Raw genomic sequence first — 12,408 nt, forward strand, 5'->3', positions numbered from 1 at the left:
ACGAAGAGCATGAGCCATTGTTCGTTTCGGAGTGTTTTGTGGGGGTGCAACCCCCACGCCCCGCCCGGCGGGCTTCGCCCCCGGACCCCCGACATGTGGTTGCGTTCGAATGGCAACTGCGGCTTGCCGACCCCGACCGTCTGTTTTGACCGTGCCGACAGCGGGAAGGTACCGTTGCCGAGTCGAACACTGCACATCGCGGTAGCGGACATCCGGGGCCTTAGCTCAATTGGCAGAGCACTGCCTTTGCAAGGCAGGGGTTAGGGGTTCGATTCCCCTAGGCTCCACTCGTAGGCGGCCCATGCTCACACAGAGCGTGGGCCGTTCTCGTTCCGCGTGTTTTGTGGGGGCGCAGCCCCACGCCCTGCCCGGCGGGCTTCGCCCCCGGACCCCCTCCCAGGTTTGCACCGGGAGGGCTCGCCCTTCGGGCTTCGGGTGCCGAGGTCCGACGGTGCTTGCTCTGCCGGCGGTTGATGACAGCGTCGTCGTTGCGGACTCGGGATCGTGTCGGTGGTCCGCCGTGTTTGGTCAAAGGTGTCGACGCGGTCGGCGAATGATGCCGCTAGGTCGCCACCGGGAGTTCGGTGTCCTCGAGCGTGGCGACATGCAGGCGTGGCGACTTGAAACGGGTGCCGGTCGGCTTTCGAAAACTGTGCTGGCTCAGGGGAATCAGGGGGTTGTCGCGGTCCAGTTGCGGAAGGCGGTGAGGAACTCTTCGGGGGCGTCGGACTCTACGTAGGTGCCGGCGCCTTTGACGATGACGGTGGTGTGGTCGGGGAAGGTGGCTTCCAGGCGTTCGCGTTCCTGGGGGCGGAAGGCGATGTCGGCGTCGCCCCAGACGATCAGGGTGGGCAGGTGGGCGATGTTCGCGTGACCCGCTGCCAGTTCGGCGAAGAAGGCGCGGCTGGACAGGACGCTGCGCGGGAAGACCGCGGTGGCCTTGCGGCGCTCCGGAGTGTTCATCGGCCAGCGGTAGTGGGCCATCTCGGCGGCTGTCGGCTTGCGCCGCTTGTGGCCCAGGGGAACGAACACGTTGACGACGAAGTTCAGGTGCCGAGCCAGGAAGCGGCCCGGGGGTCCGCCGAAGATGCGGGAGAAGTACTCGAAGTGGAAGACGCCGTTGACGGGCCAAGCCCAGGTGTTGGCGAGCACCAGCCGATCGAAGACGCCCGGCCGCCGCTGCACTGCGGCCAGGCCGATCAGCCCACCCCAGTCCTGCCCGACCAGGGTGACGCCGTCGAGGTCGAGCGCGTCCACGAACGCGGTGACCACTTCGGCGTGTTCCTCGGGCAGGAAGCCGTAACCGGGCTTCGGCGTGGACAATCCGAAGCCCGGATAGTCGAGGGCGATGCACCGGAAGTCGGCGCGCAGAGCACGGATCACCTCGCGCCAGAGAAACGACCAGGTCGGATTGCCGTGCAGGAGTAGCAGAGTGGAGCCCGACCCCTCGTCGACGTAGTGCACGGTGTGCCCGTCGATCTGGACGAAACGGCTCTCGAACGGGAACAGGCTGTCGTCGACCCATGCCGGTCGCGCATTCTCGGTGATCTCGGCCATGGCGGCCCCCTCTCGGCTCGGCCCTGCGATAAGCTTGAGCATTTCAAGTACACTTTATAAAGTCAAGTAGAGGACAGGATGCGTAGTTACGGCCAGTATTGCGGGCTCGCCCGATCGCTGGAGGTGGTCGGCGATCGGTGGAATCTGCTCATCGTGCGCCAGCTCCTCCTCGGCCCCGCGCGCTATCGGGACCTGATCGACGGACTGCCCGGCATCGCGACCAACCTGCTCGCCGACCGGCTGCGCGACCTCGAAACCGCGGGTGTGCTCGAGCGGCGACTGGCCGGAGCGAGCAACGTGGTCGAGTACGCCCTCACGCCGTGGGGCGCCGAGTTGCGGGAGCCGATCGAGGGGCTGATCCGCTGGTCCACCCCGTTGATGGTGCGCGGGGCCGAGGGTGACGCCTTCCGTCCCGAGTGGCTCGCCCTCGCCGTCCCGGCCCTGCTGGCCACTCGGGTCGAGCACGGTCACGCCGCGACGATCGGTCTCGAGATCGGCGGCGAGCTCTTCCGGCTCCGGGCGGCAGGGACAGGCTTCGAGATCGGGCCGCATGACGGCGGCGAGCTCGACGCGACGGTCCGTGCCGATCCGGCGGGTGTGCTCGGCCTGGCCGCGGGCGCGCTCACCCTGGACGATGCGCGCGCCCTCGGGCTGGTCGAGGTCGACGGCGACGAGTCGGTCGTCCGGGCGGTCTTCGCCGCCTGACCGGCATGCCGACGACCGTCGGCGAGCCCTGCTTGGACGGCGCGGAGCCGACTCACGCGGTCCCGATCGCGGGGCACGGCCTGCGCCAAGATCGTTCCGGCGGAACGGAAATCGGCGTAGCCGCCGCGCCGGGACCTGGTCGTCCGCCGGAACCAACCAGTAGGGTGGGAGGTATGAAGATTCTGGTCGTCGTGGGTGCTGTGGTCGCTGTTCTCGTCGGTATCTCGAAGTTGCGCCGGCGCAGCGACGCGGACATGTGGCACGAGGTCACCACCCGCTGATTTCCGCCCGCTCGACCTCTCGAACATGAGTTCGACTCGAGGTAGGGTCTGGGCCGTGCCTCAACTTTCGCGCCGGGACCGAGCCAGGATCAACCTCGAACAGGTTCGGGAACAGCTGCTGGACGCGGCGGCCTTCGGTAAGTACCTCCCGCCCGAGCAGCTGGAGCACGCGGCGGGAAAGATCGCCGAGGGGTTACGCGTCTACACCGAGCTGACGCGGGACCGGGACTAGCCCGGCCCGCTCACAACTCGACCGCGGCGGCCGCCAGCCGGGCCCGGACCTCGGCATCGGGCCAGTGGCGGATCTCGTATCGGCGCGGCGCGAGATCGGGGATCGGGGTGAGCCCGACGATGTCGACCACCGCGGCGAACGGGACGGTGAACAGCACCGACTTCTCGCCGTTCTCCTCGACGCAGAACATCACGTAGTCGGCTTCCGGCAGGAAATAGTCGACCCCCTCGCCCCAGATGGTGACGGTGTAGGGACCGCTGTCGGCGCCGATGTACATGACGGAACCGACATAGGCGCCCTCGATATCGCCGTGGCCGGTCTCGAGGACGAGGTTCACCTCGAGCTGCTCGTTCAGGACGCGGCCCTGGGCCTCGTACTCGGTCAGCGCCAAACCGCAGCGAGCACGCTGGACGAACGACAGGTGCTGATGGCGGGGTGATTGATCGAGCGGGATCACGGCGCCGTCGTCGTCGACCGTGTACCCCTGCGGGGAGATCTGGCGGACCGCCTCGCGGTACTTCTTCTCGACGTATTCGTAGAGCGGACCGAGGTCGTCGACGTCGGGGGCGATGATCAAGGTGTCGACGTCGGGCATGAACGCGATCGGCCGGTGCTCGCCGTCGCCGGAACCGGCGAGCCAGCCGGGGACCAGCGGCCAGGATGTGCAGTAGCCGTCGCCGTCGTCGCCGAAGAACAGCACGCCGGATTCCTGGAAACCGCCGGAACCGACCTTGGCCGTGAGGTTTTCGCGGGCGGCGGTGAACACCTCGGCGGCCTCGACACCCCATTGTGCGAGCGTCACGTCGTTGACGATGGAGCGCGAGTTCGGCAGGTCCACCGCGACGAGCTCGTTCAGGAACGGCAAGGCGGGGCGGGTGATCGGACCCGTTTCGTGGCCGCTGGTGGCGCTGATCCCGAAGGTTTCCGAGCGGAGGATGGGCAGCAACAACGACCGCACCTGCGGCCAACCGGGCATCGTCGCGGAGTCCTTCGGGGTGGCGATGAAGCGGGCGATCCGGGTGGCGCGCTCGTCCTCGGGCAGGTCGTGCGCTTCCCGGAAGATGTTGCTCAGGAAGAGTTCCCATCCGCTCGACAGGCGAATGACGAACTCTTCCGGGTCGTACTCCGCCCCTTGCTCACCGGCTTCGGTCAGCTGCTGCAAGACGAGCGCCGCGAACTGGTCGGCATCGCTCCCGAGATTCTCCACGCGGCCACCATAACCGCGGTCTCCGGGCAGTCGCACGGGAAAAGCGCCGGGCTCACTCCTCGGAGAGCGGGCCGTGCCGGTCGAGGTGCAGATAGGTGTAGCCGGTCACGACCAGGCACACGGCGGTGGCGGTGATCAGCATCGCCCAACCGGCGACCACCATGCTGAGCAGACCACCGAGCAGTGCGCCGAACGCGAAACTCACATACAGCAGGAAGTAGCCGAGCCAATCCGCGTAGTCGCCGCCGCTGATATGGCGTTCGATGCCCTGCGCCATCTTCACCAGCGTGCCGGTGACATAGCTCAGCGGCACCGACACTTCGCCGTCCTTCACGAACGAGGTGTTGAGCGCGCCGACGCCGAACGCGACGAACAGGATCGGCACGAAGTCGATATCGGGTGCGTTCTGGATGCGGGCCAGGTCGATGATGGAGGCGGTGGCCAGGCTGAAGGTGGTCAGCAGCGTCGGGCCGTGCGGGTGCCCGGACCAGAAGTGCCGCCGGCACCAGGAGGCGACCACCACGCCGCCGACGAACGACGCGAGCAGGCAGGCCGCCGCGAGCGCCGTGTCCTTCTGGTCGTGGAAGTGGCCGAGGATGGCGCGTTCGGTGTTGCCGGTCATGAACGTGACGAAATAGCCCGCGGTGTGCATGAACGCCGCGGCGCCGATCAAACCGGCCAACGCGGCCAGTACCCAGGACAATCTGGCCTCGTTGTCGAACAGTGCCCGCCTACGCTCTTCGTCCGGTACAGGCACAGCTCAGACTCCTTTTAGAGGCGGATGTGTCCCCATCAGTGATACCTGCTCCGCGCCGGGGTGCGCAGCTGCGCCGCGGCGAGTTGCCGGGAGATCACTCGCGGCTATGCGCGGTGGCTTTCACTGCGCCGATCGGTATACCGGCGGTAGCCCAGTGTCGCGAAAGTGCCGTCTTCCCTGTTCACAGGCGGTGACGCCTGATGTCGTCAGTTACAAGGAGTAACCACGAATCCCGGTCGGGACAGCGACGACAGCTCGTGCGTGCGGCGTCGCGGGAACCGGCCGGTGTGACCGGTAGCACGCAAGATCGCACGGCGGGAGCCTTCGGCATGACCAGCACAGTGACCTCGTCGGCCTGGCGCTCACCGCAGGATCCGAAGCGGCAGATCCTGCGGGCCGCCGGCGGGACCGGCACGGAAAATCCACCGGTGCCGGTTACCGTGCACGAGTGGATTCCGTGCTCGATTTCCTGCTGACCGAACCGCTCGCCGCGACGCCGCTCGATGATGTCGGCGCGGCCTGGACCCGGCATCGGGTGGCGGCCAACCGTTTCGACAAACCGGTCGATATCGCCGTCGCGGGCGGATTCGGCGCCGACCGCCTCGGCTACGCGTTCCTGTCCGGATATCAGGAGGCGGTGCGCACGCTCATTCCCGACCTGGCCGATGACGAGCTGGTTGCGCTGTGTGCGACGGAGGCGGGCGGCGGGCATCCCGCGGCGATCGAGACGACGGTGACCGAGGCGCACGGCGAAGTCCGGCTGAACGGCACGAAAACCTTTGCGACGCTGGGCATGCTGGCGCAGCGGCTGGTGGTGATCGCCAGTGTGGGGACCGGCCCGGACGGCCGGAATCGCTTGCGCGCCACCACGGTCGAGCTGCCGCAACCCGGCGTGCAGGTGACGGGTCTGCCCACGACCGCGTTCGCACCGGAGATCCCGCACGCGACGGTCATCCTGACCGACGTCGCGGCCACGGTGCTGCCCGGCGACGGCTACCTGGACTATCTCAAGCCGTTCCGCACCATCGAGGACATCCACGTGCTCGCGGCCACGCTCGGCTGGCTGGTGCGGGTGGCGCGGACCGCGGCGTGGCCGCAGTCGGTGCTCGAACGACTGCTGACCGGCGTCGCGGCGGTGCGCGGGCTGGATATCGATGCGCCGGGCTCGCCCGGCGTGCACATCGCGCTCGGTGGCGTGTTCGAGTTCGTCCAGCGTCTGTCGGCCGAACTGGATTCGCTGTGGGGGTCGGTGGATTCGCTGACGCGGGAGCGGTGGGAGCGGGATCGTCCGCTGCTCGGGGTCGCCGGGCGGGTCCGCGAGCAGCGGCTGGCAACGGCTTGGCGATCGGTATTGCCGGGCGCCGAGCACCTCGGCTGACCCGGTCCAGAAATGGGGAGCGGGCCTCGGCGAAGGGGGGGAGTTAGCCGAGGCCCGCGTAAGGTCGGCCCGGGGGGGAGGGGCCGACGTGAATGATCCTACGCGATGATTCGCGATTGTGTGCGCGTGGGGAGCGCCACTTTCTCGACTTTTTCCGGGCCCGCGATCTTTCCCGTAGCCGGGGGTCGTTTCGGCGGCGGAATCCGCGCGGAATCCGCTCGGCGCGGAGGTGGCCTGGTGTTTGCCAAAACCGCTGTTGCGCAGGTCGATACCTACGCACTCCGCGGTGCGCCGGATGGATGGGGGTCGGCGCGCTGAACATGCCGACCGGTCTCTGTGTGTCGAGGATCGCTGTCGGAACATGCGGTACACGCCGTGTCCGAGGGTGAATATGTCGCGTGTCGGTGCCAGGCGGCGTGTCCGGACCGTCGCGGCGAACCTGCTTCCTCGATGCGCTGGTGCGCGGACCCGTGCCGGTCGGATGTTCAACTCGCCCGGTCGGTTTGGTGTCGAGGCATGGCCGGTCGAGTAGCGCCCGAGGACGAATCGGGTAGTGCGCTACGCACGACGATGCGGGGTCCCGGGCGGGACTATTTATCCGGTCGCACTTCGATCCGGCACCCCCGAGCACCGCCTGGATCGAGGTGCGACCTTCGTTTTGCCCCGGGTCGGTCCGATCGGGTCTGGGCAACCGGCCAAGATCTCTGTACATTGTAGAGAGAAAGGGTGCCTGTCGATCTCGGGCAGGAGCGGCACCGGCGGCGGGACTTATCGCGACACGGGTGACGAACAAATCGGATGAACTTGTCGGTGGGTAGCGCAATACTGACACGGAATCGGCCAGCGACCCGATCACGCGAATTGGCCGGCGTCGGATCTACCGGCGTCGCGCAAATACATCCTATGAAAACTCACAAATCCCAGGAGAGTCATGCCCGACGCAATAGTCGCCGAGGGTCTGGTCAAACGATACGGCCGGCTGGTCGCGCTCGACGGACTCGATCTCACGGTCCCGGAGGGGACCGTCACCGCGTTGCTCGGCCCGAACGGCGCAGGTAAAACCACTACCGTCCGGGTGCTCAGCACGCTGCTGATACCGGACGCCGGCCGGGCCACCGTCGCGGGTATCGACGTGCTCGCCGATCCGCGCGCCCTGCGCTCCCGGATCGGCGCGTCCGGCCAATATGCCGCCGTCGACGAATATCTGACCGGCTTCGAGAATTTGGAAATGGTCGGCCGGCTGTATCACATGGGTGTGCAGCGCAGTAAGGAACGGGCGCGGGAACTGCTCGACCGTTTTCGGCTCAGCGATGCCGCCGACCGTCCGGTGAAAGGTTATTCCGGCGGTATGCGCCGGCGGCTCGACCTGGCGGGAGCGCTGGTGGCCAACCCGCCGGTGCTGTTCCTGGACGAGCCGACCACCGGCCTCGATCCGCGCGCCCGGCTCGACCTCTGGGACGTCATCGAGGAGCTGGTGGCGGGCGGCACCACGCTGCTGCTCACCACGCAGTACATGGACGAGGCGGACCGGCTGGCCGACGCCATCGCGGTGATCGACCACGGCAAGGTCATCGCGCGCGGCACCGCCGACGAGCTCAAGACCATGGTCGGCGGCGACCGGATCGAGCTCACCGTCGACCACGTGGACAATCTCGGGGTCGCCACGCAGGTGCTGAAAAGCTTGGCGGACGGGGAGATTCACGTCGAACCGGGGTTGCGGCGGATCACCGTGCCGGTGTCGGACGGGTCCCAGGCACTGGTCGCGGCGATCAACAAGCTCGCCGAGAACGACGTGAAACTGCACGATGTCGGACTGCGCCGGCCCTCGCTGGACGACGTGTTCCTCACCCTCACCGGACACGAAGCCGAGGAACTCGTCAACGGCGAAGGCGCGGGCGAACTCGAAACCACGGAAGGAAAGACACGATGACCGTGGCGATTCCGGTCGTCGACCGGCCCTCGATCGGGGCGAAGCTGGCTATTGTCGTCAGCGATAGCCTGACCATTGCCAAACGCGGCGTTATCAAGATCAAGCGAGTGCCCGACGTCTTGATCTTCTCGACCCTCTCGCCGATCATGTTCGTGCTGTTGTTCGCCTATATTTTCGGCGCGGCGATCGATGTGCCCGGCATGTCCGGCGGCTACCGGGAATTCCTGATCGCGGGCATTTTCGCGCAGACCGTGGTGTTCGGCGCCTCGTTCACCGGCGCCGCCCTGGCCGAGGACATGCAGAAGGGCATCATCGACCGGTTCCGGTCGCTGCCCATGGCCCCCTCGGCCGTGTTGATCGGGCGCACGCTCAGCGACGTGGTGATCAACGTGGTCAGCCTGACCGTGATGTCACTGACCGGATTGGTGGTCGGCTGGCGGATCCGCGGTTCGTTCCTGGACGCGGTGCTGGCGTACGCCTTGCTGCTGCTGTTCGCCTACGCGGTGTCCTGGATCATGGCGGTGGTCGGGCTGCTGGTGCGCACGCCCGAGGTGTTCAACAACGCCAGCTTCATGGTGGTGTTCCCGCTGACCTTCATCGGCAACACCTTCGTACCGAGCGAGAAACTGCCGTCGGTGCTGCGGGTCGTCGCCGAATGGAATCCGGTGTCCGCGTTGACCCAGGCGACGCGCGACCTGTTCGGCAACACCAGCCCGCTGGCACCCACCCCGGAGGCGTGGTCGCTGCGGCATCCGGTGGCGACCACGCTCGTCTGGGTGGTGGTGATCATGGTGGTGTTCGTGCCGCTGGCGATCCGGCAGTACAAGAAGGCCGTCAGTCGCTGATCAGCGTCCGTTCTCCGCGCCGGCGCCGGCCACCGGGGTCGGCGCGGAGCCGTTGCGGGAGTACCCGATCCGCGGCGGTTCCGGGGCGGGCGCGGGCGGCTGCGGTCGTTTGCTGCGTATCAGCAGGGCCACCCCACCCGCGAGCGCGACGGCCGCCGCGACGATCAGCCGGTACCGGGTACGTGCGGATACATGTAGGCGCCCCAAGGTCATTGGCCCATGCTGGCACAACCGCGTAGTTCATGCAGTATCTCCAGCTCAGCAGTTCGTCCCGGGTCGAAACGAGCGACTCTTGCCGCCGCGTCGCGGGTTCGCCGCGGCGGGACCGTAGCATTGCGGCGTGACCTCACCGAACCAGACCGCTGTGGCGACGCTCCACACGAATCACGGCGATATCAAGATCTCGCTCTTCGGTAACCACGCCCCCAAGACGGTCCGCAATTTCGTCGGGCTGGCCGACGGTTCGGCCTCGTACACCACTGCGAACGCGAGCGGCGGCAGTACCGGCCCGTTCTACGACGGCGCCGTCTTCCATCGGGTGATGGCCGGGTTCATGATTCAGGGCGGCGACCCGACCGGCACCGGCCGCGGCGGCCCGGGATACGAGTTCGGCGACGAATTCCATCCGGAGCTGCGTTTCGACCGTGGCTACCTGTTGGCGATGGCCAACGCCGGACCGGCGACCAACGGTTCGCAGTTCTTCATCACCGTCGGCCCGCAGCCGCATCTCAACCGCAAGCACACCATCTTCGGTGAGGTCGTCGATCCGGAGTCGCGCAAGGTGGTCGACTCGATCGCCACGACGCCGACCGATCGCAACGACCGTCCCCTGGAACCCGTCGAAATCACCAAGATCACGATCGAATGAGACTATGACCGCTCAGCCGCCCGCACCCACGTGCGTCCGTCACCCGAATCGTCCGACCGGTCTGGCGTGCACACGCTGCGGACGGCCGTCCTGCCCGGAATGCTTGCGCCCGGCCTCGGTCGGCCAGCACTGCGTCGATTGTCTGCGTCAGGATCAGCGTGACGTGGCCCCGGTGCGTACCGTCGCGGGTGCACCGGCTGCCCGCGGATCGTTGCCGTTCGTGACCTACGCGCTGATCGCGGTCAACGTCGCGATCTTCGCGGTGACGGCCGCCCAGGCGCAGAGCCTGCTGGAGAACCGAGCCTCGGACCTGTTCCTGCGCTGGGTGCTGTACCCGCCCGCGGTCGCCGACGGTCAGTGGTGGCGCGTGCTGGGTTCGGGCTTCCTGCACTACGGCCCGATTCATCTGCTGCTCAACATGTTCGCGCTGTATGTGATCGGCCGGGACGCGGAACTGGTGCTCGGCCGGCTGCGCTACCTCTCGGTGTATCTGGTGTCGCTGCTCGGCGGTGCCGCGGCCGTCATGGTGTTCGCCCAGGACAGCGCCACCGCGGGCGCGTCCGGCGCCGTGTACGGCCTGTTCGGCGCGATCACCGTGATCCTGATCCGGCTGCGGCAGAACCCGAATCAGATGCTGATCTTGATCGCCATCAACGTGTTCATCAGCTTCTCCTTGCCCGGCATCTCGCTGTGGGGTCACCTGGGCGGACTGGCGGCGGGCACCTCGGCGACGCTCGGCATCCTGTTCCTACCGGGCTGGCTACGGGCGAAATCGCCGCAGGCGGCGCGGCTCATCGGCTGGAGCGCGGTGGGCGTGGTCGCGCTGATCTCGCTCGCGGTGATCGGTGCGACCGCGATGTCGTTGACCTGACCGGGTTCTCGGCTTCACGTGAAACAAGAGCGGGTCGCTCGGACCGGGTTCAGCGGGTGGTCTTGCCGGACAGCCGAAGCGCGCGGACGAGGGCGGCGTGCACCTCGTCGGGCCGGGTGCCCAGATCCCAGCGCCCGAAGATGAGCAGGCGCTCGGTGTCGGCGTGGCGCACGTCGATCTCCAGCATCGGCATCTTGCGGCCGAGGCGGCGATAGTCGACGACGCGCGCCCGGATGATCTGCTCGCGGGTGTATTCGTCCGGGCCGAAGAGGGTGCGGACCACCATCCGCGGGTCGGTGCCGGGGACGACGCTGAGCCGGGGGCGCTGCCGGAAGCCGAGCCCGGCCAGCGCGAGCAGGCCGGCCGCCGCCAGGCCGATGAGCAACCGGGCCGGTGCGTCGCCGGCGAAGATCGTCGCCACGGCCAGGAGCACGCCGCCGCCCGTGACGGCCGCGAGGGCGGCGGCGGGGGTGGTCCAGGCCAGCTGCGCCGAGTTGTCACCAGGCTGCTGAGCAGGAGATTCAGACGTCACAGGCCACTTTCCCCAGCGTTGCGCGAGTTGTCCACAGATTCATCCACAGGTGTGTATGAATGACACGTCTGTAATCCAGATGTGGTGTCTGCGTCACCTTCGGCCACCCAGATGTGGTGTCAGCGCCACCGCATGGTCATGATCAGACCGACGACCATGAGGCCGAATCCGATCAGGAAGTTCCACGCGTTCAGATCGCTCATCCAGCCGATGTGATCGGCGGCGATGTAGTAGACGAGCAGCCAGGCCAGCCCGGCGAGCATGAAACCGAGCATGATGGTGACGTACCAGACCGGCGACGGGCCGACCTTGACCTTCACCGGAGTCCGGCTGGCAGGGTTGATCGTGTAGTCGGTCTTCTTACGGACCTTCGACTTCGGCATGACGTCCTCGTGTTCGGCGTTCAGGTCGGTACCGGCGGGCAAACGCGGTGTGCCGAGTGGTGGTGCCGAGCTCGCTCGCCGCTGTGGACAAGGCTCTGGCTGCCCTCCGGTGTGCCTCTAGGCTATCCCAACTGGTATTGGATGCGACGCGGTGTCAGGCGGGGACGTAATCTCAGAGCATGCGTGTTCTGGTCGTCGACAATTACGACAGCTTCGTCTTCAACCTGGTCCAGTACCTCGGACAGTTGGGTGCCGAGGCGGTCGTGTGGCGCAACGACGACCCGCAGCTGGCCGACGTCGACGCGGTGGTCGCCCAGTTCGACGGCATCCTGATCAGCCCCGGCCCCGGCACCCCGGATCGTGCGGGTGCCAGCATCGAGCTGGTCCGCGCCTGCGCCCGGCACGCGGTGCCGCTGCTCGGCGTGTGCCTCGGCCATCAGGCGATCGGTGAGGCGTTCGGCGCGACCGTGACCCGCGCCCCGGAACTGCTGCACGGCAAGACCAGCTCGGTGTTCCACGTCGGGGCAGGCGTGCTGGCCGGGCTGCCCGACCCGTTCACTGCGACCCGCTACCACTCGCTCACCGTGCTGGAAGAGACGTTGCCCGCGGAAATCGAGGTGCTCGGCCGCACCGAGAGCGGCATCGTGATGGCGATGCGGCACCGCACGCTGCCCATCCAGGGCGTGCAGTTCCATCCCGAATCGGTGCTGACCCAGGGCGGGCACCGGATGCTGGCCAACTGGCTCGGCATCTGTGGCGAACGCCCCGCGGAGGGGCTCGTCGAAATGCTCGAGGCGGAGGTCGCCGCGCTGGTGCTGCAGTGAGTCGCCGCCCGGGTCACAGCCGCGGACGCACCGATCTC

15 protein-coding genes and 1 tRNA gene are annotated in these 12,408 nt (G+C 67.5%); 10 read left to right on the forward strand and 6 right to left on the reverse strand.

The window, feature by feature from the left end; translation table 11 throughout:
- Positions 1–214 precede the first annotated feature (214 nt).
- Positions 215–287, forward strand: a tRNA-Ala gene (locus NVU01S_RS11105).
- 382 nt (positions 288–669) lie between these two features.
- Here NVU01S_RS11105 and NVU01S_RS11110 read toward each other — a convergent pair.
- Positions 670–1,557, reverse strand: coding sequence for an alpha/beta fold hydrolase (locus NVU01S_RS11110; RefSeq protein WP_043675469.1), 888 nt, complete (start codon positions 1,555–1,557; stop codon positions 670–672).
- Positions 1,558–1,635: 78 nt separating this feature from the next.
- Between NVU01S_RS11110 and NVU01S_RS11115 the strand changes: the two genes are divergently transcribed.
- The 3 genes from NVU01S_RS11115 to NVU01S_RS43310 all read left to right on the forward strand — a co-directional run bounded on the left by NVU01S_RS11115 (position 1,636) and on the right by NVU01S_RS43310 (position 2,775).
- Complete coding sequence (locus NVU01S_RS11115; protein WP_043675471.1) at positions 1,636–2,262, forward strand: winged helix-turn-helix transcriptional regulator; 627 nt, start codon at positions 1,636–1,638, stop codon at positions 2,260–2,262.
- Between the two features lie 173 nt (positions 2,263–2,435).
- Positions 2,436–2,543 (forward strand): DLW-39 family protein, encoded by a 108-nt coding sequence (locus NVU01S_RS44575; protein ID WP_014980838.1) that lies wholly within the window; start codon positions 2,436–2,438, stop codon positions 2,541–2,543.
- A 55-nt stretch (positions 2,544–2,598) separates the two neighbouring features.
- Positions 2,599–2,775 carry a DUF6374 family protein gene (locus NVU01S_RS43310; protein WP_156055146.1) on the forward strand — a complete coding sequence of 59 codons (177 nt, stop codon included), beginning with the start codon at positions 2,599–2,601 and terminating at the stop codon, positions 2,773–2,775.
- A 10-nt stretch (positions 2,776–2,785) separates the two neighbouring features.
- Here NVU01S_RS43310 and NVU01S_RS11120 read toward each other — a convergent pair whose 3' ends face one another.
- Together NVU01S_RS11120 and NVU01S_RS11125 are read right to left on the reverse strand one after the other, a co-directional pair.
- Positions 2,786–3,982: a DUF1444 domain-containing protein gene (locus NVU01S_RS11120; protein WP_043675474.1), complete on the reverse strand. Its 1,197-nt coding sequence runs from the start codon at positions 3,980–3,982 to the stop codon at positions 2,786–2,788.
- 52 nt (positions 3,983–4,034) lie between these two features.
- Complete coding sequence (locus NVU01S_RS11125; protein WP_043675477.1) at positions 4,035–4,739, reverse strand: YoaK family protein; 705 nt, start codon at positions 4,737–4,739, stop codon at positions 4,035–4,037.
- Between the two features lie 448 nt (positions 4,740–5,187).
- Here NVU01S_RS11125 and NVU01S_RS11130 point away from each other — a divergent pair, with 448 nt between their 5' ends.
- The 3 genes from NVU01S_RS11130 to NVU01S_RS11140 all read left to right on the forward strand — a co-directional run bounded on the left by NVU01S_RS11130 (position 5,188) and on the right by NVU01S_RS11140 (position 8,892).
- The gene (locus NVU01S_RS11130) at positions 5,188–6,117 is read left to right on the forward strand and encodes an acyl-CoA dehydrogenase family protein (protein ID WP_043675479.1); all 930 of its coding nucleotides are present in this window, start codon (positions 5,188–5,190) and stop codon (positions 6,115–6,117) included.
- Positions 6,118–7,048: 931 nt separating this feature from the next.
- Positions 7,049–8,047: a daunorubicin resistance protein DrrA family ABC transporter ATP-binding protein gene (locus tag NVU01S_RS11135; protein WP_043675482.1), complete on the forward strand. Its 999-nt coding sequence runs from the start codon at positions 7,049–7,051 to the stop codon at positions 8,045–8,047.
- Positions 8,044–8,892: an ABC transporter permease gene (locus NVU01S_RS11140; RefSeq protein WP_014980844.1), complete on the forward strand. Its 849-nt coding sequence runs from the start codon at positions 8,044–8,046 to the stop codon at positions 8,890–8,892. The genes NVU01S_RS11135 and NVU01S_RS11140 overlap by 4 nt, the downstream gene beginning before the upstream one ends.
- Here NVU01S_RS11140 and NVU01S_RS11145 read toward each other — a convergent pair whose 3' ends face one another.
- On the reverse strand, positions 8,893–9,105 hold the full coding sequence (locus NVU01S_RS11145) for a hypothetical protein (RefSeq protein ID WP_042262458.1): 213 nt from the start codon (positions 9,103–9,105) through the stop codon (positions 8,893–8,895).
- Between the two features lie 127 nt (positions 9,106–9,232).
- Here NVU01S_RS11145 and NVU01S_RS11150 point away from each other — a divergent pair, with 127 nt between their 5' ends.
- Positions 9,233–9,760, forward strand: coding sequence for a peptidylprolyl isomerase (locus tag NVU01S_RS11150; RefSeq protein ID WP_043675486.1), 528 nt, complete (start codon positions 9,233–9,235; stop codon positions 9,758–9,760).
- A gap of 4 nt (positions 9,761–9,764) precedes the next feature.
- Positions 9,765–10,631 carry a rhomboid family intramembrane serine protease gene (locus NVU01S_RS11155; RefSeq protein ID WP_043675489.1) on the forward strand — a complete coding sequence of 289 codons (867 nt, stop codon included), beginning with the start codon at positions 9,765–9,767 and terminating at the stop codon, positions 10,629–10,631.
- 49 nt (positions 10,632–10,680) lie between these two features.
- Here the strand turns inward: NVU01S_RS11155 and NVU01S_RS11160 are convergent, their stop codons facing one another.
- Complete coding sequence (locus NVU01S_RS11160; protein ID WP_052280918.1) at positions 10,681–11,163, reverse strand: PH domain-containing protein; 483 nt, start codon at positions 11,161–11,163, stop codon at positions 10,681–10,683.
- A 119-nt stretch (positions 11,164–11,282) separates the two neighbouring features.
- Entirely contained in the window at positions 11,283–11,546 is a 264-nt protein-coding gene (gene crgA, locus NVU01S_RS11165) for a cell division protein CrgA (RefSeq protein WP_043675629.1), read from the reverse strand.
- 179 nt (positions 11,547–11,725) lie between these two features.
- Here crgA and NVU01S_RS11170 point away from each other — a divergent pair, with 179 nt between their 5' ends.
- Positions 11,726–12,370, forward strand: a complete 645-nt coding sequence (locus tag NVU01S_RS11170; protein WP_043675492.1) for an aminodeoxychorismate/anthranilate synthase component II — start codon at positions 11,726–11,728, stop codon at positions 12,368–12,370.
- Positions 12,371–12,408 lie beyond the last annotated feature (38 nt).

The sequence above is a fragment of the Nocardia vulneris genome (assembly GCF_001613425.1).
Classification (GTDB): domain Bacteria; phylum Actinomycetota; class Actinomycetes; order Mycobacteriales; family Mycobacteriaceae; genus Nocardia; species Nocardia vulneris.

What these genes read in the sequence shown, in the direction of transcription:
- NVU01S_RS11135 (WP_043675482.1), top strand. Translation starts at nt 7,049, where the DNA reads ATGCCCGACGCAATAGTCGCCGAGGGTCTGGTCAAACGATACGGCCGG.
- NVU01S_RS11145 (WP_042262458.1), bottom strand. Translation starts at nt 9,105, where the DNA reads ATGACCTTGGGGCGCCTACATGTATCCGCACGTACCCGGTACCGGCTG.
- NVU01S_RS11115 (WP_043675471.1), top strand. Translation starts at nt 1,636, where the DNA reads ATGCGTAGTTACGGCCAGTATTGCGGGCTCGCCCGATCGCTGGAGGTG.
- crgA (WP_043675629.1), bottom strand. Translation starts at nt 11,546, where the DNA reads ATGCCGAAGTCGAAGGTCCGTAAGAAGACCGACTACACGATCAACCCT.
- NVU01S_RS11140 (WP_014980844.1), top strand. Translation starts at nt 8,044, where the DNA reads ATGACCGTGGCGATTCCGGTCGTCGACCGGCCCTCGATCGGGGCGAAG.
- NVU01S_RS44575 (WP_014980838.1), top strand. Translation starts at nt 2,436, where the DNA reads ATGAAGATTCTGGTCGTCGTGGGTGCTGTGGTCGCTGTTCTCGTCGGT.
- NVU01S_RS11170 (WP_043675492.1), top strand. Translation starts at nt 11,726, where the DNA reads ATGCGTGTTCTGGTCGTCGACAATTACGACAGCTTCGTCTTCAACCTG.
- NVU01S_RS11155 (WP_043675489.1), top strand. Translation starts at nt 9,765, where the DNA reads ATGACCGCTCAGCCGCCCGCACCCACGTGCGTCCGTCACCCGAATCGT.
- NVU01S_RS11110 (WP_043675469.1), bottom strand. Translation starts at nt 1,557, where the DNA reads ATGGCCGAGATCACCGAGAATGCGCGACCGGCATGGGTCGACGACAGC.